Source organism: Sphingopyxis sp. Root1497 (genome assembly GCF_001427085.1).
In the GTDB taxonomy this organism is placed as follows: Bacteria; Pseudomonadota; Alphaproteobacteria; order Sphingomonadales; family Sphingomonadaceae; genus Sphingopyxis.
The window spans coordinates 22,605-44,649 of record NZ_LMGF01000001.1; the positions used below are offsets into that span (position 1 = coordinate 22,605).

General features: G+C 64.4%; 11 protein-coding genes and 1 tRNA gene. 2 read left to right on the top strand and 10 right to left on the bottom strand.

Going from position 1 to position 22,045, the window contains the following annotated elements:
* Positions 1-117: 117 nt before the first annotated feature.
* The 9 genes from ASD67_RS00110 to ASD67_RS00155 form a co-directional block, all read right to left on the bottom strand.
* Positions 118-1,242: a hypothetical protein gene (locus tag ASD67_RS00110; RefSeq protein WP_056341513.1), complete on the bottom strand. Its 1,125-nt coding sequence runs from the start codon at positions 1,240-1,242 to the stop codon at positions 118-120.
* Between the two features lie 59 nt (positions 1,243-1,301).
* Positions 1,302-2,324 (bottom strand): hypothetical protein, encoded by a 1,023-nt coding sequence (locus ASD67_RS00115; RefSeq protein ID WP_156377513.1) that lies wholly within the window; start codon positions 2,322-2,324, stop codon positions 1,302-1,304.
* A 131-nt stretch (positions 2,325-2,455) separates the two neighbouring features.
* Entirely contained in the window at positions 2,456-9,637 is a 7,182-nt protein-coding gene (locus ASD67_RS00120; protein WP_156377514.1) for an LPD1 domain-containing protein, read from the bottom strand.
* Positions 9,638-9,698: 61 nt separating this feature from the next.
* The gene (locus ASD67_RS00125) at positions 9,699-10,016 is read right to left on the bottom strand and encodes a hypothetical protein (RefSeq protein ID WP_056341521.1); all 318 of its coding nucleotides are present in this window, start codon (positions 10,014-10,016) and stop codon (positions 9,699-9,701) included.
* Positions 10,017-10,027: 11 nt separating this feature from the next.
* Entirely contained in the window at positions 10,028-11,023 is a 996-nt protein-coding gene (locus ASD67_RS00130; RefSeq protein WP_156377515.1) for a hypothetical protein, read from the bottom strand.
* Between the two features lie 74 nt (positions 11,024-11,097).
* The gene (locus ASD67_RS00135; protein WP_056341528.1) at positions 11,098-13,500 is read right to left on the bottom strand and encodes a hypothetical protein; all 2,403 of its coding nucleotides are present in this window, start codon (positions 13,498-13,500) and stop codon (positions 11,098-11,100) included.
* A gap of 592 nt (positions 13,501-14,092) precedes the next feature.
* A complete protein-coding gene (locus ASD67_RS00145; protein WP_056341534.1) occupies positions 14,093-15,730 on the bottom strand; it encodes an AAA family ATPase in 1,638 nt (545 codons plus the stop codon).
* Between the two features lie 3 nt (positions 15,731-15,733).
* Entirely contained in the window at positions 15,734-15,940 is a 207-nt protein-coding gene (locus ASD67_RS00150; RefSeq protein WP_056341539.1) for a helix-turn-helix domain-containing protein, read from the bottom strand.
* Positions 15,941-16,258: 318 nt separating this feature from the next.
* Positions 16,259-17,521, bottom strand: coding sequence for a tyrosine-type recombinase/integrase (locus tag ASD67_RS00155; protein ID WP_056341542.1), 1,263 nt, complete (start codon positions 17,519-17,521; stop codon positions 16,259-16,261).
* A gap of 130 nt (positions 17,522-17,651) precedes the next feature.
* Here ASD67_RS00155 and ASD67_RS22830 point away from each other — a divergent pair.
* Together ASD67_RS22830 and ASD67_RS00160 are read left to right on the top strand one after the other, a co-directional pair.
* A tRNA-Ser gene (locus ASD67_RS22830) sits at positions 17,652-17,716 on the top strand.
* Positions 17,717-17,817: 101 nt separating this feature from the next.
* A complete protein-coding gene (locus ASD67_RS00160) occupies positions 17,818-18,471 on the top strand; it encodes a response regulator transcription factor (RefSeq protein ID WP_235535513.1) in 654 nt (217 codons plus the stop codon).
* A gap of 1,218 nt (positions 18,472-19,689) precedes the next feature.
* Here the strand turns inward: ASD67_RS00160 and ASD67_RS00170 are convergent.
* On the bottom strand, positions 19,690-21,891 hold the full coding sequence (locus ASD67_RS00170) for a dehydrogenase E1 component subunit alpha/beta (protein WP_056341545.1): 2,202 nt from the start codon (positions 21,889-21,891) through the stop codon (positions 19,690-19,692).
* Positions 21,892-22,045: the final 154 nt, after the last annotated feature.

Here is a 22,045-nt window from a genome sequence, read left to right on the forward strand (position 1 = left end):
GCGCGCCGCGGCGCTGTGCGACCGGCCGTATCTGGAAATGTTCGCGCTGAGGGCGCGGCCCGGCTCGTCGGCGTGGCGCAATGAGGTCGGGAAGTTCGAGGTGGCGGCGTGAGCGGGTCAGTCGGTCAGGTCGTCGATCGCCGTCGCGATGCGCGCGACTAGGACGTCGTGGCCTTTTCCGATGAAGGCCTCGCCGATGATCTGGAGTTCCTCGCCATCGGGAACCTTGATTTCATTGTTGGTGACCAGCAACAGCGCGCGGTCATCGGGGGCACCCTCGGGAAAGAAAAAGGGGACTTTGCCGCGATAACGCACAGTCCCGCGCAGTTGCACGGTGATCCAGTCGCTGGCGTGTTCCGGCACGGCGGCCCAGTCCCCGCCATGGGGGGATGCGGCGTCGCCGAGATTGATGGCCCGCTTTGGTCGGTCGCCGGTGTTGAAAACAGTCGGATTGAAGATGCCGGGATCGAAGGCGCCGAGGGCGGGCGAATCGTCGCTTCCGCCGTCGAGCGTCGCGTCGTCGAGAATGAAGTTGCGCGAGAGTTGGGCGTCGCTGCCCTTGGCGGTTACCGTGCCGGTATCGGCGTGGAGGACGGCCGCGATCGCTTGATGCTGGTAATGTGGGATATTGGACCGGTTGAGCCAGATGTGGTCCCCGTCGCACCAAAGATCGATACCCGACACGCCATTGAACTGCATCATATCGGCAACGACGGTCGCTGGGGGGTCGGGGTCGACGCTTTTTGCATTGCCTGCGAAGTCGTTGACGAGCGCCAGTGCGGCAATTGTGAGGCCGGCGGCGGCTACGCGAAAAGCCTTGTTGCCGCTGCGATCCCTGTTGCGATCGCGCTCCCACGCGTCGCGGCGCGCCGCGCGTTGTTCCTCGATCAGAAGATCGAGCTTTGGACTCAGTCCTTCGACCGCGCGCCGAAGATCGACATCGGTCCCGAGCGCATCATTTGCCTGTTCGTGCCGCTGAATCGCCTTCTCGGCGATCTGCCGGATTCGATCCTCGTCCTCGGTCGTCAGCGCGTTGCGAAAGACGACGCGCAGCAGAGCGAAGATGCTGCCCTTCGATATCCGGTCGATTTCGATGTCAAACGGCGGGAACAGCGCAGCAACGGGACCCTGGGTGAACTGCGACAGAAATCTCGCAAAGTTGTCCGTGGTGACATTGCCGTTCGTATGAATACGAAAGGCGATTTCCCCGGGCTCCATGGCCGCCGGGTCGAAGTGTCGCATGAATATTCCCCCTGCACGGCATTTGCCGGGTGAGCCGAAGACGCGCAAGCGCCATGGTGTCAGCGCTTTCTGCGCATCACCTCCCATTGTCGGGCCGTCAGCACGGGTATCTCGCCGTCGGCCTGATAGAGGTCACCCGAAATGCGATATCGGTGGTCCACGCGCAGATCGATCTGATCGGGAAGCAGCACGACCACATCGGTCAGGCCATGGTGGGGAGGCGCAATCTCAAGGTGGAAGGCATCGCCCATCGAGGTGAGCATTCCCTCGACTTCGATCATTCGTCGATTCCAGGCGCCCGACTGCTGGAGCCGCGTACGCGCGTCGGTGGCGAAAACGGCGGGGTCGAAGATCTTGCGGTCGTATATCGCGGGAGATGAGGCATCTGCATCGGCCGTGTCGTCGATAATGAAATCACGAGATAACATCGGGTTATCGTCGGCGGAATTGACAGGAAGGTGAGGCTTGTGGGTGCTTCCGCGCGGATCGTGGCCGACCGACTGGCGATGGACGCAAATTTGCTCAAGATGCGTCCACAGGTGGATCCGCGGCGCGCCGTCGAGATCCATGATCGCGGAGGCCGCCTCTGCGCAGGGGTTGGGGTCGGGGCTGCTCATCTTTTCCCACACCGCGAGCATCAGTGTTGCGGTCGCAACGGCGGCGAAGTAATATTGTATGTGACGGCCCTTCACCGATTCCCGGTATTGTCGAAGTGATATTGCCGCCGATCTTCGAGCCGCGGCGGCTGCGATTTCGGAGGCAACGGCACCCCGCTTCGCGGTTTGGAGCACGGGGTCTTCGTTTTGCTCCATCTTTCCACGAAGCCGAACAAACTCAGCTTCCAACGCGGTGAGACGGTCCTCATCGGAAGGCTCATCGTTCCAGCGAATTCGCAGCTTTCCGAAGAAGCTGCCGTTCGATAATTCGAGGATGTCCATGCCATCTAGTGGCAAGGCGACAGTCTCGACATTGCCGAAGCACTCTAGAAAATCGACAAACCTGCGCGCGTCGATAGCCCCGTTCGTTTCGATGCAGAAGGCCAACTGGTCCGGCTCAAGCATCGCTGGGTCGATAGTTCGCATGCTCATTCCCCCTGCCGCCTTCTGGCGCGGCAGGAGGCGGGGCGCAAGCAGGAGGCCGGGCCGCGTTTGGCTTTGATGACCGCCAGCACTTTGTGTTTAGACTGAGCGGAGAAGGCTACGCGTCCATGCCGCTAAAAGGCGTATTTCGGCGCGGCGGCCTCGCCCTTTTTCTTCGGCGGGCCGATCACCTCGCCCGTCTCCGGGTCGGTGACGCTGCCCTTCTCGCCTATCAGCGCTTCCGCGAACCCGTCGGCCATCGTTGAGGATGTGACCGCCATTGTCGCGAGGCCGGCCGCTCCGCTGATGTATGGACCGCCAGGGATGAACTGCAATGCCATCCCGGCACCGGGACCGATGCCCAAGCGATAGATCGCCTTGGCCCGATTATATTCGGCGGTGTTGGTCTTCTCGCTGTTGCGCACAGACGCTTTGCCGATTGCATCGAGTTGTTGCACGATGTTGGCGGGCGCCGGCCCCGCAAGATTTGAGAACATCGACCCATTATATTTCCAGCCAGTATAGGCTTGGATCATGGGATCGAGCGGGGTGGCAAAAGTGCGGCTTAACGCCGTCGACACCAAATAACCGGCCAGCTCGTCCTTTTCGTCCAGTTCCTTCCACTTCTCCTGGTCGAACAGGAACATGCGGATGGTCGAAACCAACAGCTGACCAGCCACCAGAACGGCAGCACTCGCGAGCAAACCGCCTGCGACCTGTGGCGCAATTGCCGCGGCGGCCTTTGCGTTCGCTGTCTTCTTTCCGTCGCCGACCTCCAACGCGATGTCGCGTCGCCGCTCGTACTGGCGCGCCACGCGGATTGCCGAGCCTTTGATGATGTTGCGGTAGAACTCGTAGTTGAAGGACATGATACCATAGGCCAGTCGGCCGAATGCGCTGCTCGCGGCCTGCGGGCGCGACATCACCGTCGGAGACTGGATCGAACCCTTGATGAAGCGATCGACCGCAGTGGTCCAGTCGTGCGTAAACGCATCGCCCTCAGCCAAATCGGCCGGAGTGGGCAGGCCGTCAAAAGCGCGCATTCGTCTCGCGAACGCATCAGGATCGGAAACACCATATTCTTCGAGGCGAGCAATGGCGTCAGCGCGCCTAACGTGGGCCTTTGACGCCGGGGCCGCACTGGCGCCATCGACCACCCAGCCGCTCATGCAATCCAGAAACGCGTGTGCTGTCCCGACCATTTGCCCCTGCTGCGCCCGGGTGAGCGCAACGAGGCCGGTGTTGTAGAACATGCGGGTCGCAGCGTCAGACAGGAAGGTGTCGTTGGCGTAGGAGCCGCCATATCGCTCGGTAAGGACAGCATGCCCGCCGCGAGCGCTGACGATGCCGGCAAACCGCGCGAGATCGGCACGCGCCTTCGATCCATCGGTCTTGACGATCGACGCCAGAAGATCGCCCGTCGCTTTGAATGCGAACTTCGCATTGCCAGCATGGATGCCGGCGGTGAAACTTTCGGACATCGACGACCATACGGCGCGGGGAAGCAAAGAAATCGTACCCCAGATGACGTGGATCGCCTCAAAGGCCCAGTTCACGCCGGGCGGCAATGTGCTGACCGATCGGCCGGTGACGACATCGAAGATCGCGCGCACCTGGTCTTGGCCGACGGCAGACACTCCCTCCCTGCCCATTTGGACGAATAGGGCGTCGATCTTCTTGTTGTCGGCGCCGAACCGCTCGGCGTACTCGATCCGGCGCGCGACCTTGCCGCTATAGAGCATCATGACGTTCACCGGATCGCGCACCATATATTTCTCAAGCAATTTGTCGGCCTCGGGCGGAAGCTCTCGGCCTTTGAGGAAATTGCCGTCTGGGCCGCGGCTGTCGACGTCGTGTGGGTTGGAACTCTGGATCTTGAGCAGCCAGTCCGCCGCAGCCTGGGTCGACCACGCCGCCTCCACCACATCGTAGAGATCGGCGAAAGCTTCGCGCAGATCCTCGTCAAGCGCCGCAAGCTGAGCCTGCATTGTGCCGGTGTCTTCGCTCGCCTTTTCGGCGGCGGCGATTGCACGGTTCAGGCTGGCGATCTGCTTCTTGATCTTGGCGAATGCTGCGTAGGGGGCGACGACGCTATCATGGCCCTTGCGCGACAGGTCCCGCGCGGCGGCGAGAAACGTCGGCATGGCCTCGTCGTCTGCGAGGACAGCATTGCTATCGCCCCACTGGCGCTCAAAGGCGATCTTGTACGCTTTGGCCGCTTGCGACAGAAAACCCGCCTCGTCGCCGCCGATGATCGCATCATCATAGAGGCGCTGTAGATACCCGTTCCGCGCATATCCGACATCGATCCCCGCGCGCTGCATGTCGTAAAAGATGTCGTCGGACAATTTTCGGAGGCTGGCCGCCAGCGCTTGCATCGGCTTGCTTTCGGCCGTCGACTCCGTGCTCGTCAGCAAATCGCGAAGATGGTCGCTTTCCGCGATCGACAACTCGCGCGATCGGGAACGGTTCAGCTCGGCATTATAATTGCCGACCACGCGATCGACCCGGTTCTGATATTGGTTCATGCGAAGATCGATCGCGCGCAGATAATCGCGCCCCTTGGACTTATCGCCCGCGGTGTGCGTCAGCATGTTGTGCAGCTTGATTACCGATGGGGCATTGTAACGGCGGCCGATCATCTTCAACCGGGCCGTCATGCCATATTTGAAGTACGACAAGGTGTCGTGCATGTGCCGCAGGATCGACGCATCGTCATTAGCGGGTCGATCGCGCAGGCGCTTCCGACGCGCTTCGCCGTGCGACCAAATTGCATCGAACTCGGCGCCGACCGCCAATCGGAAGATGTTGCGCTCAGCTGGCGCGACCGTCTCAGGACGTTCGAACGGATTACGGCTCGCCTTGTTGGCGGGGTCAGGCATGGCAGCGGCGCCCTCGCCAAGCGTCTCCTGTGTGGCAATGTGAGCGAAGATGTTGTCGAAGGCGTCGAATATCCGCAGCCGCTCGGTCCCCTTCGGGAAGGTCTGCGCGAAGCGCTCGTCGGCGTCGCTCAGATACGCCGCGTCACCCTTGCCGATAAACTCCGTCGACATGCCGGCGCTTTCGGCCTTGTACGAAACATAAGCTTCGAACGCGCGAGCAAGCATCTCGGTGGGGCTTGTCCAATATTCCTGGGTGCCAGCTTTTGCGCCGAAGGCCTTGGACAGTTTGGCGAAGTCGGAGGTGATCCCGCGCGGCTTGGCGCTGCCGGCCGTGATGTTGTCGATCTGCCGCTGCAAATCAGCACGAACCTTGTCACTGCTGGTCTTGGAAATCTTGGCCTCGAGGTCGAGAACGCGCGTAGCTAGCCCCGCCTTGTCGAAAAACATGGTGTTGAGCAGATGGATGAACCCGTCGCGAATATTGCGGTTCGGTATCCCCTCAGCATCATTGAGACTTTCGCCCATCTGGCGGATGGCGCCACTCAGCCCGCGGCCGGCGATGTCGTTCTCCGTCGAGCCGATCTTGGCCAGCAGATAAAAATCGAGGGCGTGCCCCCATTCGTGCGCGAAGCTGTTGCTGCGACGGGGGAGGCCAATCATGCTCGTGCCAGGCTGGAACCAGCCGAGCGCTCGTGCCTTCTTCTCGATCGAGAGGCTCAGCTTCCCACCCAGCGACATGCCCCGGGCCGGGATGCCCAGGATCGCTGCCATGCCCTGCACATTTTGCAACATGTCGAGCATCTGGTCGATCGCGAAGCGGTCCTGCAACTGGCGGTCGACGGTCACGGTGATGCCGAACGCCTTTTCCACGGCGCGTGTCAGCAGGTAGATTTGGCGAGGGCCGGGCAGGAGAACGAATTTTTCGGGGTCCATGCCGAGCGCCGTCCGCACCACGCCTCCGAAGAATGATGCGCGATTGGTGAAGCTCCGCTCCAAAAATTCTGGATCGTACCCAGCGCGATCAGCGACTGGGGACGGAACGCGTTCCGCGTCGGGCGCGTCGATATCGGGGATGTCGTCATCGTTTGAAGCCTGACGCTTAGGGTGATCGCTGCGCGCGCCCTTTTGCGTCTTCGCTTCCATGCCGGCGTCAGCAGCCGTCGCGAGCAGATCCGCTTCATGCTGGTGCTCGATCGCGGTGGCATATAGATCAGAGGTCGTCGGCGGAGCTGCGTTCCCGAACAGGTCAGCGTCGGCCCGCTGCTCACTCGCCAACTCGGCGTAGCTGCGCAGGATGCCCGCCACCTTGGCTCGGCCGGCCGCGCGGCGCAGATTGCCGTCATAGAAGGACCGGATGATCTTTTCGACCATCGGGTCGATCTGGTCGAAGGCGTCGCGCTGCGCGAACACGTCGCTGATCTTTTTGCCTTGGGCGCGAGCATCGGCGACCATGCCGATCGCTTCGAGCACCTTGTCGGTCAGGTCATATTTCTTGTCGACCGTGCCCTCGTCCATCGTCGCGGTCATCCGGCCCCAATCGGCCGCGACCTCCGAAAGCGCGCCGGTGAGGGTGCGGGTCTGGTTGTCGGTGTTCTCCATCGCCTTCGACAGAAACCGCTTCGCCGCCGGGGTGCCGTTGCCGAACGCGCGCGCCAGCATGGCGTTCTCGATCCGTGCCACGCCCGCGGTCGACAGGTTCCCCTTCTCGTCCATGAAGGTGGACCGCTGCCCATCGGGCACGGCCTCGATGAACTTGCGGATGAAGTCTCCGTTGCGCTGCGACACCAACGCGCCGCCCATATATTTCGCCATGGTGTCCGGCGTCAGGATATCGCTCGCGTCCTGCGTGGCGCGCTCCGGCGCGGAAAGCTCCTGCTTCGTGTCGCTGTTCGAGCCGGTGATGAACTGGCGCAGCGTCGGCTCGTCCATTTCGGTCACGCGCCGGCGGATCAGCACCGGGCGATCGACGCCCTTCGTGTCGAAACCCTGGCTCTCGATATAGTCGCGGTACTGCTGCGCAAGCTCGGGCCGCTCGTCGAACACACGGTTGATCGCCAGCACGCGCCCGTTGCCGCTCTCGATCGTCCCGTCCGGCCCGATGATCGGCGCGCCGCGGTCGGTATAATTGTCGTCGCCGAGCTGCTCGGGATCGAACTTGCCGACGATGGCCATGATCTGCGCCTCGCTCGCGGCGCGGTCCCGGTCGCGGTTCTGCTTCGATCCTTCGGCCTGGGTGATGTCGTCCGCGCTGACCAGCTCCATCCGCACGTCGATCTTGCCGCCGGTCGGGATCGTCACGCGGCGCGTTTCCTCGCGCGCGGCGATGGGTGGTTTGGCGGGTGCCGGTAGCGCCAGCGCAGTTGTGGGTGTCGCCGCAGGTTTTGCGCGCGCCTCTCCCGGCTTCTTTCCAGTCAGATTTTCGAAACGATATTCGACAACCTCTTGAGCGTCCGCCTTACTCCAACCCTGATCAACCAGCTGATCGACAACGCGGTCGGTGAGATTAGCGCCATCCGGTCGATTGCGAAGCGCCCCCATCGCGCCGATGAAGGACACAAAAGAGGCTTGCTGGCCGGGGTCGCCGCGCCCTTCTTGGACGCGCTTCACCCAATCAGCATCGCGGTTGTTAATGACCTGTCGCCGAACAATGCCGACGAGAGTGTCATCGTCCATCGCGGCATAGTCCTGATGCTCGCGCAAGATTTCGTCGATGACCTCGGCGCTGGTGACGCCTTCGTCAACGTCCGCCTCTCGCGGCGCGGTTGCGCGCAGCGCCTCTAGCTCCGGCCGCGACTTTTGCCAGAGCTGGCGATAGTTTTGATCCCCGGTTGGGGTCAGCGAAACATCATCGGACTTTGTCTCCGCCGCGGCCGGCTCGACCTTAGGCACTTCGACCGCAGCCGGGGCCACTGGTTCCTCCACCGTGATGACCGGCGCAGCCTTCGGAGCGGGTGCCACCTTCTTCGGCGCGACAGCCGCGGGCGCTGCGACAGGCGCCGGGGCGGCCTGCGTGGGGCGGAACGCATCGACCGCAATGGCATTGGCCAGCGGCGAGAAATCGCGGCGCTCCTGCCGGTCTGCCAGCATCGTCACGCCCTTGTCGACGACACCGCGCGCGGCGCGCGGCGCCTCGGTCATCACGGTCTTGAGGCCCGGCCCGGTCAGGCCACCGGTGATCCCCGCGTCAAGGCTCTGCTGCAGCGCATCGCCAAGGTCGAACCCGCGATCCGTGCCGAGCGTCGACCCCGTATATTCCACCCCGGTCTGGCCCGCTTCGGTCAACCCTTCGCTGACCGCGCTGCTGCCGAGTCGCACCAACACATTCCCAGCATCGTCGGCTCCGGGAAGAAGATATTTGGTGCCGAGCCTTTCCAGCGCGGTAGACGCCACCGCCGCGGGTGCCGCGGCAGCGATGTCCGTCAGCGTCGCGGTGCCGCTGTCATTGTTCTGCGCGCGCTGCTGGCCGATATTACCGGCCTGCGCCACGGCATAGGGCACGATGCCCGCGCCGGTCGCCAGCATGGCCATGTCGGCGGCCGAACCGACGCCCTGCTCCGCGACGAAGCTGCCCAGCCCGCTCAGCGAGAAATTCGTTTTCAGATCGTCGAGCGTCGTTTCACCTTCGACGCGGCGCCCGAGCCACTGGTCGACATCATCGGCGCGCTGCGTCACCCCATCGCCGAAACCCTCGTCGATCGCGTTCATGCCCGCCGCGATGACGCGCGAGCCGCCCGATCCGATGCGCAGCGCCGATTTTTTGCCGAAATTATAGAGCCGATCGCCAAGGCCATCGGCGGCGATCGGGGCGTCCTGCCACGCCCTGCGGCGCTCCACCGCTGCGGGGTCGGTGATTGCCGAAATCAGGCTCGTCTCCGCTTCGCGCTGGCGGTCCTCGCTCGCCCACGCGCTCTCCTGCATCGTCATGGGCTGCGGAGCCTCACCGCCGAACACAGCCGCCACACCGGGCGCCGGAGCGGGTTTGGGCTTCGGTGCGGGACGATACAGCAAGTCCTTGACTGGCGGCGGCACTCTAGCGCGCGGCGCTGGCCGCCCCGTCACCCGGCTCATTTCCGGCGGCGCGCGGAGAATGGGATCGCCGACCTTATGCCCGCCGGACAACGCGCCGCTGATGTCGGGCTTCGGCTTGGGGCGGGGCGCTGGTCGAGGCGCAACCGGCTTCGGCGAAGCGCGCAGCTGCGCAGCAGTCACACCCTCCGAGGCGACATACTCATCAATCTCGCTCTCGGGAGCGTTCATGCTCATCATCTTGGCGATGTTGCGTTTGATGCGCCCTTGGACCGGCTTTGGCGCGGGACGCCCAGCGCTCGGATGCTGGAGCAGGATCTGTGACCTGATCTGCTCATCTGACGCACCCTCCGGACCGTCGATGCGGTATGTTTTTCCATCCGGCGCTTTGATTTCATAGGTCGGCATCAAACATTCTCACGATCGAGGGGGGTGGAGGTGGCAATAGGCAACGAAGGATTGCAGACGCTCACGAAACACCTCCTAAGTCGCCGTCCGCGACCGGCCAGAAGGTGCAGTTGAACAGGATGGCGGAGGGGTCGCTGTCCGCAATCGCGGGACGCTCTTCCCCCGTTTCCTCATCGATGTACGTGCCTGCGTCGCGATAGAGCAGGCGCCCGTAGGCGAACGGCTCGCCTTCCGCGTTCGGCCCAAAGGTCCGCGTCTCGCCATCCTCGAAATTCATGGTCAGCGTGTGCGCGTCATCGTCCCATTCCCAGGTGCCGATGACACCAGGATAGAAGGAGTGGCCGCCGGCTCCATTGCTATGCCGATATGTGATGCCCATGCTCAGCCTCCCTATGCGATGGTCGACGGCGCGGTCGGGACCCAGTCGCCGTAATGCTCGCCGCCCGCGGCGATGGAACGGTTGAACGCGGCCATGATGACGTTGCGCACCTGGAAGGGGTCGCCGAAGTCGAAAGTGCGGTCGATGCTGCCCCGGTTGCCGAAGCCCTGAAAATCGCCGTAGCCTGTCGCGATCGACAGATCGGTCAGCGAATATTCCCACAGGACATAGGACATGCAGGCGGCGAGGAAGCCCGATTGCGTCTGCCCGAACAGGTGGCCGGCGCCGACACCAATCTCGAAATCGGCGATGGTCGCGGGCTTGGCGCTGTGCCAGGCACGCGCGCCGGTCCAGCGCAACTGCGGCTTGTCGAGGACAGGCGCGCCGGCTGGGTAGAACAAGCTCCCAATCTCGTTGATGGTCGTCGTAGCTGGCGCGATCAGCGCAGGGCCGGTGTTTTCGACCGCTGAAATCGGATAGTTCACCGTTTGCATCGAGCCTTGGATGATGCCCATGGTGTTTGTGCTGCCCGTAGGGTTGCCGATACCCGCGATTGCCGCAGTGTTGCCAACCTTGGTGCCATCGGTGCGGTAGATCCGCGTCGGCTTGAATTTCAGCTTGCTCCCGATCCGGTGACATCCCGCCTGATTGGCGACGTTCGTCCCATCGGTGGTCAGCACGCCAGCGCCGGCATAGCTGTGGTCGAGCAGCCATTGCTTCGCCGCGTCCGGCGCGCAGATCATGATCCGCGTGTTTATCGTATCGACCGACTGGCTCACGATGAAGTGAACCCCGCTGTCGGTTTCCTCGATCTTCATCTTGGTCGCGCCGATGTCGCTGCCCGCCACTGTCTTACCATAACGCGCTTCGGCCTCGGTGCAGCCCGCCATGTCGGCCAAGTTCCGCCACGCGGCGTTTTCCGGCACGAAACCGCCATCAACCGTCACGCCCTTAATGCCGTAGACCTCGTGGCCCGGTTGCCAGCTCCAGAAGGTGCCGGGGAACATGCCGTCGCTACCGGGCAGCAGGATCGTGCCGTCGCCGGGAAGCGGATCGGACCCGCCAAAGAGTGTTGATTTACTCATAGGTCGAGCCATCCTTTCGGCCGGAATTGGAGGTCACGGTTCGCAAAGGAGATTTGCTGGTAGAACTGCGAATTGCCGTGCGAGTAATCGACGCCGCCTTCATGGACGCCCATCCAGCGACGCGGGAGGAGGCCGCGCGCGCGCCAGTCGCCCGCCTCGGGGGTCACATAATTGTAGCTGGACTGGGTATCGTCCTCGCCGGTGAACTGCGCCAGCGAGCGATACATCGCGCCGTTGTAGGGATATTCGTTGCGGAACAGCGCATAGGGGTCGAGGAAGTCGGCACCATACTGCTCGCGAAGGATCGCGTTCTTTTGCAGCATCCGGTTATGGGGATCGGTGCCGATGTCCTGACTTCCATTTCCCGACACGCCATCGAGCGAAATCGCCTGCGGCCAATCACCGATGATGACGTACCGCGACGGCTTCGGCAGCTTGCCCACCGCCGCCGCAACCGCGTCGATGCTCACCTGCACCACCGGGTCGTTCTGCGTCATCCAGAAGACATGAATGGCATAATCGAGCAGATCGGCGTTGAGGAAGAAGGCCGTGCCGGGGGTCAGCGGGATTGTCGCAGTGCCGTTCAGTTGCTCGATGGTATAGACCGGGCTGTTGGCGTTCGGGCCGCCGGTGCATTTCAGGATGCACGGCGCGCCGTTGACCTTGCCATAATAGCTTTCGACCGCCTGCCCACGCCGCATCGACGGGCCGCTATCCGGGGAACAGGTACAACCGACCGCGCCCGAGGCGCCAAGCGTCGTTGCGCCACCGTCGAGCGTGACGAGCGTCGGCAGTCCGCCGGTGCGCTGCGCGATGTTCGGACCGGTCTGCGCGCTGGTCCCGCGTGCGATGACGCGCCAGTCCGGCGATATTTGGCGCAGCACATATTCGAGGCTGCGACCCGGCCCGCCGTTGAGGCCCGAGCGGGGGTTGACTGTTGCCCCCGCCACGGCGCCCGAGGCCGCGACCGCGCTGTGGCCAGGCATGTGAACCGTGCGCCGCATCAGCATCTGGGGCAGGGATAGAAATTCGTTCGCGACCTGCGCCTTCACCGCAATGTCGAAATAGGTCGTGGCGCGCAGTTTGACGCCGCCCTTTTCGACACCGCCGATGCCGCCACGACTTTGCGTGCTGCCCGTCTCGATCCCGACCGTCGCCGCACCACTTACGACGGCGGCAACGGCGGTTGCCAGCGCCTCGCTGGTCGCGATGATCTTCTGCGCTGGCGCAGCGGCGGGCCATGCCGTGGCGACGCCAGAGACGTTTTGCCAGATCGCCAAGCCGCCGGTGGCAGGGACAACGAAATAGTCGCCGTTCGACGTGCCCGCGATGCCCAGCGCCGTACTGGTGAATTTCTTTCCGGCCGCCGCCGCCGCGATTGCCGCGCTCTCCGCATCGTCGGCGAAGTCGGAAGCGGCAACCGCCGCACCTTCGGCGACCTGTTTTGCCAGCGAGGCGGCCAGACGATCCGCCCCCACCTGCGCAGCGATCAGCGCCGCATCGACAGCAGCAGAAACCACCGCATCGCCGGTCAGATCGCCCTGCAGCGGCGCAACACGCTCCCAGCCATACGGAGGTTCGACGCACTGGTAAAAGCCGGTGTTCCTGACTTCCAGATCGGTCAGGGGGTCGGTGTGCGTGCCGATGCCGCCGGTCAGCACAACCGCCTTCTGCAGCGCGGTGCCTTCGGTCGCCAGAAGCTCCGGCCACGTCGTCTTGATGAGAGAGCCTGTCGCCAGCGCAAGCTGGTTGGCGCCCTGCTGAACCATCGTCACCAGCGTCGCCAGCGGCGGTGTCGTGGACCACGAAAGCGACAGCGCCGATACCTTCGCGGCATTCGCAGGCGCCACCGCGAACGTCAGGGTCGACCCAACCACGGAATAGGCCGCCGCGGGCTGCAGCACCCCGTTGACGAACACTTCGATGTCGCCGGCCGTCGCGACCTCCTGCGACAGCCCGAACGCGGTCTGAATGCCGTTGCCGACGAACTCGTCTCGCGCCCGTTCCCCGACCTCCGGCTCGAACACCTTGACCAGATCGCCAGCCGCCAACGCCGCCTCGATCGTCGTGGCGACATGCTCGCGCATCGCCAGGTACACCGCCGTGTCCCGCGAGACGAAGGCACCTTGCGCCAGTTTCGCTCCTGCCTCCCACACCCCGGCGATGCTGAACGTGCCCGCGCTGATGAGGGCGACCGCCTTCGGATCGAGGGTGTCGATGGTGACGATGCCGTTTCGCAATTTGGTGTCATCGCGCTGGATCAGCGACAAATTGCGCAGAACAGCCGTGAACGTGCGCGAGATTTCCAGCAACTCGGCGTCGAGCGGGACACCCGGCGGTAGCGCGGTGCCCGCATCGCCGAATGCGTAGTTTGGCCGGTATGGGGGAGGCTGCGTCATTTTGAAGGTGCTCCGTTCTGGAGCGACGCGGCACCCATGCCGGTCGCGCGAGATAGGTCATGCCGCTCAACGGGGCGGTGGACCCTAAATCCCCGCCCGCGCTTGACCGAGACGCGTCTCGCGCACCCCGGCGAGTTTAGATCAGTGCGATCGGTCCGAAATATCGACGCTCGCGGCGAACGCGCGCCAGCAGCTGCAAGAGGTTCTCGCCAGGCAGCGGCGTTGCGCGCCACGGGGCCGATGCGTCCCACGATTGAAGCGGTGCCTGATGGAGCCGACGCCGGGGGGTCGAAGTGTGGTTCATTACGGTGTTCGCGTTCTGCATGATCGCTGTCCTTTGCCCGGCCGGTTGTTTGTAGAGAGAGGGGGTGGCCGGACACCCCTCTCTCTATAACGGACGCCGGGAACGGGAATGCCGCGGTTTTCCGTGCTTCTGGGGCTACCGTTCCCGAACAGCCGATTTGAGAAAACCTATATTTTTCAATGGCTGTTCCGAGACGTTCCCGCCGTTCCCGGTTCCCAAAGCATGAGATGGGAACGGCGGGAACGGTATCATAATACCCGTTGATGCAGTGAGAGCAAGCGGCGCGCATTAGTGAGCCTCCCCGCGGGCAGACATCAGCCCCATGTCGACATCGTCCACCAACCGGCCGCGCGCGATCAGGTCGGAAACGCCGCTCTCGATCGCAGCGCGGGAGAATTCGAGTTCCGGGCCGCGGGTGAGATTGTAGAGGCCCTTCCTTCCCGTTCGCCTCACCGGCCGGCCGCTCTCGTTGAAGACCGAGATTTGATTGGCAACCCAGTCGTGAAGCGCGCCTTCGACTGCGCTGGCGGGCAGGGGCGTTTCCGTTTCAATGCCGGCCAGTCCCTCCGGCATCTGCCGGAACAGGCGACCCTTGCCGGTTTCGCACCATGTGGGCTGACCAGGCGGCACGTTGCTTTTGACAATCCCTACTTCGACAAGGCCGTCCCCCCTCGGCAGCATGCAGAAGACCAGACGCGGCCGATCGACATGGACGCTCGAGCCGCGGATCGCGCTGCGGACATTGCTGGTCCGGCCGGCACCCTTGCTCTTAGTAAGGTGGTGCACCGCGATGATCGCGCAGTTCTTGCGGCGCGCGAAGGCGCTGAGAGCATTGTAGAACGGTCCGACCTTGCCTGCCTCGTTCTCGTCGTCGACGAACTGCGTGACGGGATCCACGATCACGAGGTCGAGCGACGGCAGCGCGTCGAGGAGCGCCAGGCATTCCTCGATCGCTCGTCCGCACCCATCGATCAGGAAGGCGTTGAGCGCCGACCCAGCGGCCTGATACTGCTCGATACGCAGCTTCATGACGCCCTGACGGTCTTCCGCAGAGATATATGCGCAAAGCCCATTGGAGTGCTCGATCTTGGTGCCTAGGAATTCGGTGCCGTGCAGGGGGCTATCGCTGACTTTGGCGACGAGTTCGGCCAAGGCAGTCGTCTTCCCGACGCCGCCGGGGCCGACCAAGCTGGTCACTTCGCCGCGTTGGATCAGGCCGGGAATGAGCCAGTCGATAATGTCTCCGTCTCGTGCGCCAACTGCGAGCGGGTGCATTGAGAACAGGTTGACGTCTCGGCAGCTCGCTTCCCAGGCTTCTAAAGTCTGGTTGAGCCGATCGGATGACACGCACACTCGGGCGGTCCAATCATCCATGCTCTCGTCAACTCTGGGAAGGCGATCCGAGGCGAACGGCGTTGGCTGGCCGAAGAAGTCCGACTCGTCGCGTGCACGGCATGCGGCGCCGAACAAATCCTCAATGGTCTGGGCGCACGCTGAATTCGCCCATGTTGGATCGCTCTCGAATGCCAAATTGCGAAAGCGGCCGATCGGCGGAAATGTCGCCCAAATGTGCGCTATCTTCGACGCAAGTTCTACGTCGCCGGCCGCGACGATCATGCCTATGTCCGGGCTCTTGTCATCGCCGACATAATCTCGGGGCTTAGGCGCTATGACCGATCCGATTGACGCAAAATGCCGAGCGATGCGGTCGGCACATTCGCGGATCGCGTCTAATGCGTCGGAAATGAATTGATCATCCCTCGGTGCCGCATCGCTCTCTTCGGAATTTAACTCGCAGCCCTCGCGCCATTCGCGCGCGGGGGTGAGACTCGAGACGTCGTAGGAGCCGCCCTGTTCGGTCGCACCATTCTCGATGTGCAGCGCGATCGGGACGAGCGCATATTTGGCGTCGACTGCCGTTTTCACAGGTCAGGCTCCGACCGCGGTCTTGAGTTCGGATAGGCTGGCGACCCATGCAGCCTGGTCGTCGCGGGTGATCAGCGTCTTCCCGCCGGCCTTCACCGCACGGAGCTTCCCAGCCTTGATCTGGGCGTAAACGCCCGTGCGACTTAGGCCGAGGCGATGCGCGGTGTCCGTCACGGTGTCGACGAGCCTATCCGTGGCCTCGATCGTCATGGTTCATCTCCAAACTAAACGCGGCCGTTTGCCGGTGTTTGAAGTTGACCACGGATCGACACCGATTTCTTTCGGAACAATACAATGGGGCATTGTTCCGAAAATCAGCGGAATTTGATCAATGGGGGGATATTTAGGGAGAAGGGCGACGTTGTAGGCGGGGTACTTTAGGAATGCTCCCTGTTAACCAGCACTCCCCAGCGCGAGACTGTTAATTGTCGGTCGCTCTGGCCTCTAGCCCGCGACGTAGCAGCCCGCCCCCGCGACAGCCGTTCCAACGGCCATCAATATCATCGCCCACATTTTCGCCCCCTTCGTTCAACCGATCGCGACAACCTTCGATTTCTCGACAATCTGCATCCCCGTCACCGCGGCGCGCACGACGTCTCCGACATGGCTTGGCGACAAATGCGCATAATGCTTGCGGGTGATCCGCTCGTCGGCATGGCCAAGCGCTTCCGCGATGATCGCCATAGGCACCCCTTTGAGCGCCAGCCGGGCGCCATATGTCCGGCGGAGGTCATGGAAACTCACATGATCGATCTTCGCCGCCAGCCGGGCTTCGGCCATCGGCCGCGCCTGGTGCGCCGCACCCCATGGCTGGCCCGTCGATTTCAGGAACATCCGATCGGATTTGGCCCGGCCGGCCGTCTGCTGTTTGAAGAGCTGCACCCCTTCGGCATCAAGATAGACGGCCCGGCCAACGCCCGCCTTCGTTTCGCGAAGCCACAGGGACGCCGACGCGGCGTCGAAGTCTCGAACCTCCAAGTTCGTCAGCTCGGCGTATCGCGCGCCAGTCAGTAGAGCGGCCTGGATCAGAAGCCGAAAATCCGGCAACGCTGAGTTGACGAGGCGCCGAGCCTCGGCGTCGCTGAGATACCGGAGCCGCGGCGCGTCGACCTTCGGAAAAGGCTTCACCCTGCGCCAAGCGCTGTCGCTGGCCGCCTTCTCCCCGCGAAACGCCTTGTTCAGCGCGGCCTTCAAAACCGTCAAGACGCGGTTGGCGTTGGATTGGCGGCGGCGCATATCTTCCGTCGAGACTGGCGCGGCGCGATAATTCTGGTCGGCATCCGCAGCGGTGCGCAGCCGTGCCGGCGACCGGGCAAGCGCCAACTTCCAGTCGTCGATCTGCTTCGACGTGAGCCTTGCGATTTCGACGGCGCCGAGCGTTGGGCGGATCAGCTTCTCTATCCGACGCTTCGTGTTCGCCAGATCCTTGCCGGTGAAGTCCGCGACATAATCGTCAAGCGCGGTCCCCACCGTGTAAGGGCCAGTCCGCCTCGCCCCGCCGCGATCGGGCGACGCGAACCACGAGCGCGCTTTGTCTTGGGCCTGTCGAAAATTCAGAATGACTTCGCCGTCAGCGTCCGCGAAATCATCGGCCTGCGCCAGCGTGGCTTCCTGGTAGGCACCGCCGCCCGGCGCGCGAAAGCGCGCGAGCCATTTTCCGACCCGCGCGCCACGATAGTATCCAAGGTGCTCACCCTCATTGATCGTCGTCCAATAGGGCTTCTTTCTCGCCTCGAGCCTCAAGCGCTGCTCGCGCTTGCCCAATTTGAAATCCTGAACCGTCCGCGCCATCGAAATCCCTTTTCCCCAATCGATCCCCGATAAGCATTGGGGAACTCGCTGGTTTCAATCTGGACAGATTAGCACATAATTGGCAGATTACTAGGGTTCAGAAGCGTTCGAGAATGTTCCGAAACGTATCGACTTTGCGTTGGAAACAGCCCTCTCACGGCTGAAACACGGGTTCGATTCCCGTAGGGGTCACCAAAGACCACCGGCATCCTCCTTCATCCAATCGCTCCATATCGGCGCCAAAGCCGCGGGATTTTCGCTGGGCTTGTCGGCGTGCCACCGGCAGCACGGACGGCGTGAGCGAGACACAGGGCGAAATCCATCTGGTGCTGCCGGACCCGGTCGAACGGGCCGCCTGTTTTCGTGTCCTCGCCGCCGGGGCGGCGCGGGTGGTGCGCAGCTTTGCCAGCGCCGACGATTATCTGGGCGCGGAGGCCGACCATGGCGGCGGTCTGCTGCTGTTTCACTGGTGCCAGCCGGGGGCGACGAGCGGCAGCGCGCTGCTCGCCCATGTCGCCACGCGCCCCGACATCACCGCCTTTGTCACCGCCGAGCGGCTGAGCCTCGACGAAACGCGGCTCATCCTGCGCGGCGGGGCGTTCGACCTGTTGCCCGCGCCGCTCGACCCGCGGCTGGTGCACCGCACCCTCGACCCCGCGTTCGGCGACTGGCAGCTTTGCCAGCGGGACCGCCTGATGCGCCGCACCGCCGCGGCGCGGCTGGCGGCGCTGACCCCGCGCGAGGTCGATATATTGGACGCGATCGCGGCGGGGCTGGGCAACAAGGCGATCGCGCGAAGGCTCGCGCTCAGCCCGCGGACGGTCGAGGTCCACCGCGCGAACATCATGCGCCGCGCCGAGGCGGGGAGCATCGCCGAGCTGCTGCGATTGCGCTTCATCGCCGAATCGGGACGCGACGCCGCGGCAAACTCGTTCCGTTTCGGAGCATGATCGCCGCCCGGCGCGATCAAATTCTTGCGGGCGCATCCGTAGAAGAGGATTGAACGGCGCATCGCCCTTTCGTTGGTCCCTAGGGGCGGCGCCGTTCGCTCCGCGCGGCCGGCCCCACCAGGCCGCTTCCATCGGCGGGCCGGCCGGGAGACCCCCCGGTCGGCCCCAACCGGTCGGTGCCCCGNACCAGCGCGCGCTGTTCGGCGCGGCCCATCGAGAGCAGGATCGGGTCCGCCGCCTGGCGCGCCATGAAGTCGGCCTTGCCGCCGATCCCCTGCCAGCCGATTCCGATCAGCGCCTGCGCGATCGCCCCGCCGAGTGTGTCGCCGGGGCCGGGCAGGATGACGACGTCGGGGGCGAACTCCCTGACCGCAACCTGCACCGACAGCGCGAAATCGTAGGGCGCGAGGATCTGGTGGCCGAAGGTGTAATCCCACACAGCGGCCGGGTCGCTGGCGAAGCGGCGCCAGATATGGCCGCGGCCGTCGATCATCAGGATCGCGGGGGCGCCGAAGAGGCCGGCAGGCAGTTCGGCCTTCGCCTTGTCCGAACTGCCGAACATCAGCGGGGTGTGGAACGGGCCGTGGCCGGCGAGGCGGAGCGGATCGCGGCCGGGGGTCGGCGGCGCCTCGGCGAGCAGCGCGGCGAGGCCTTCCTCATTGCCCGCGAAGACGAGCATGCCGGCAAGGTCGATCGACAAGGCGAGCGCGTGGCCGGGGCGGGCATCGATGGCTGCGACAAGATCGAGCAGACGGTCGCGCAGACCGGGGACGGGGCGCCAATCCTCGTCGACGACCTGCAGCAGAATCTGCCCGCCGGGGCCGTGGGTCTGGCTGTTGAGGCCCATCGCGTTCGAGATGCGGAAGCCGTCGGCGACCGACACCGCGCCGCCGAGCGCGAGCGCGCTGTACCAGCCCATCGAATTGCCCGCGACCGCGACGATGTCATATTTCTCGCGGTCGATGCTCAGATAATCGAGCGCGGTGGCGGTGTAGATGAGCGGCGCCGCGACATCGCCGCGCATATGCGTCGCGACGCTGAAGCGCTCGGCGCCGTCGAGGGTGCTGACGGTCGGCTGGCCGCGGTCGGCGCGCTGCGCGTCGAAATCGGCGATGATGCCAGCGAAACGCGCGCCGTGGAGCCGGGCGATGCTGCCGAGTTCACCCTTGCCATAGGTGCCGCGACCGGGGGCGATAACGAGGGCGGTCCGGCGCGCGCTCATGCCAGCAGCTCCTTCGCGGCGGCGACAATCGAATCGCGGCTCGGCAGGGTGAGCGTCGCCGCGCGGCCGAGCGGGATGAAGCTGTCGTCGGCGGCGATGCGCTTCAGCTTTTTCTCCGGGGTGCGTTCGACGAAACTCGCCATCAGCGCCTCGCTCTGCGACCCGGTGATGCGGCATTCGTCGACGATCAGGATGCGCTGCGCATCGCCGACCGCGGCGACGAGCTTGTCCTCGTCGACCGGGCCGAGCCAGCGCAGGTCGATCACGCGCGCCTTGACGCCGCCCTCGGCGAGCAATTTCTCGGCCTGCCGCGACAAATAAGTGCCGTTGCCATAGGTGACGATCGCAAGGTCGGTGCCGTCGCCATGGACGCCGACATCGCCGAAGCCGATCGGGGCGCCGTCGCCCGGCGCCGCGTAGACGCTGGTCCACAGGCCGTCGCCCTCTTCGTGGAGGTCGCGGGTCATGTAGAGCGCGATCGGTTCGACGAAGACGACGACGCGCTGCTCCTCGCGCGCCAGCCTTACGCATTCGCGCAGCATCGCGACGGCGTCGCGGCCGTTCGACGGCACCGCGAGGATGACGCCCGGAATGTCGCGGAACACCGCGAGACTGTTGTCGTTGTGGAAATGGCCGCCGAAGCCTTTCTGGTAACCGAGTCCCGCGATGCGGATGACCATCGGGTTGGTATATTGGCCGTTCGAGAAGAAGCTGAGCGTCGCCGCTTCGCCACGGATCTGGTCCTCGGCATTATGGACATAGGCGAGGAACTGGATCTCGGGCATGGGCACGAAGCCGTTATGCGCCATGCCGATCGCGAGGCCGAGGATCGCCTGTTCGTCGAGCAACGTGTTGACGACGCGCGACGAGCCGAAGCGCTGGTGCAGCTTCGCGGTGACGTTGTAGACCCCGCCCTTCGGCCCGACATCCTCGCCCGCGACGACGATTTCCCGGTGCGCGAGCATCAGGTCGGCAAGCGCCCAGCTGAGCAGCCGTGCCATATGCTGCGGCTTGTCCATCTGGCCCGCGTCGCTGCCGAACATCGCCTTGCGGTCTTCGGCCGAGGGGGTGTTGACGCGGACTATGTCGCGTTTCGGCGGGACGATGCTGTCCATCACCTGCGCGGACGTGGTGATCTTGGGGCGCAGGATCGCCGCTTCGGCCTGCCGCGCCAGCGTCGCGCCAATCTCTTCATAGGCGTCGGCGATTTCGGACGCGGTCATCCAGCCCTGCTCGACCAGCAGCGCCGCGCCGGCGAGCAGCGGGTCGCGCGCCTCGTCGGACTCGATCAGCGCTTTCGGCAGATAGGCGCCCTGCACGTCCGACCCGGCATGGCCATAGAGGCGGACGGTCGCCATGTGGAGGAACACCGGCTTGCGCAAGCGGCGCGCATAGTCGGCGGCCTCGCTGGCGCCGGCATAGGCCGAGGCGAGGTCGGTGCCGTCACACTGGATATAGTGCAGCCCGGCGCGGTGGCGGAACTGCGCCTCGATCCAGCCGGTCGGGGTGCGGGTCGAGATGCCGATGCCATTGTCCTCGCACAGGAAGATCAGCGGCATCGGCGAACCCTGGAACGCCGTCCAGCCGGCGGTGTTGAACGCGCCCTGCGCGGTCGAATGGTTCGCCGAGGCGTCGCCGAAGCTCGCGAGCACGACCGCATCGTCGGGCAGCGGCAGGTCCTTCAGCCCCTGTCGCCGCGCGATGCCGATCGAGAAAGCGGCGCCGACCGCTTTGGGCAGATGCGAGGCGATCGTCGAGGTTTGCGGCGGGATGTTGAGCGGTTTCGACCCGATCACCTTGTGGCGGCCGCCCGAGATCGGGTCCTCGGACGAGGCGGCGAAGCTGAGCAGCATGTCCCAGGTCGGGGTCTGCCCCGGCACCGCGCGCGCGCGGTGGAGCTGGAAGGCGTTCGAGCGATAATGAAGAAACGCCATGTCGGTGACGCGCAGCGCCGCGGCGACCGCGGCATTGCCCTCATGCCCCGACGAGCCGATCGTGTAGAAGCCCTCGGCGCGCGCCTGCAGATGACGCGACAGCCGGTCCATCTGGCGGCTGGTGAGCTGCGACAGGAAAATGTCGGTCGCCTCGGCGCGCGACAGGCCGGCCGCCGCGGGACCCGGCGCATCGGCGCGGTCGGGCAGGCGTCCGTCGGCCAGCGCGGCGAGGAATTTTTCATGTACCGCCTGAGCCGCGTCCACCCGGATCCTCCCATCATGACATCGTTACCGGTGCAACCATCATAGCGCGCCGTCGCGGCGCGCTATGATGGCGCGTTTGCCTATGCAAGCATCTCTTGCCATCGCGACCGCGGGCGCGCTACCACTTGTCGCAATGATCCACCGGGGCGGAAGC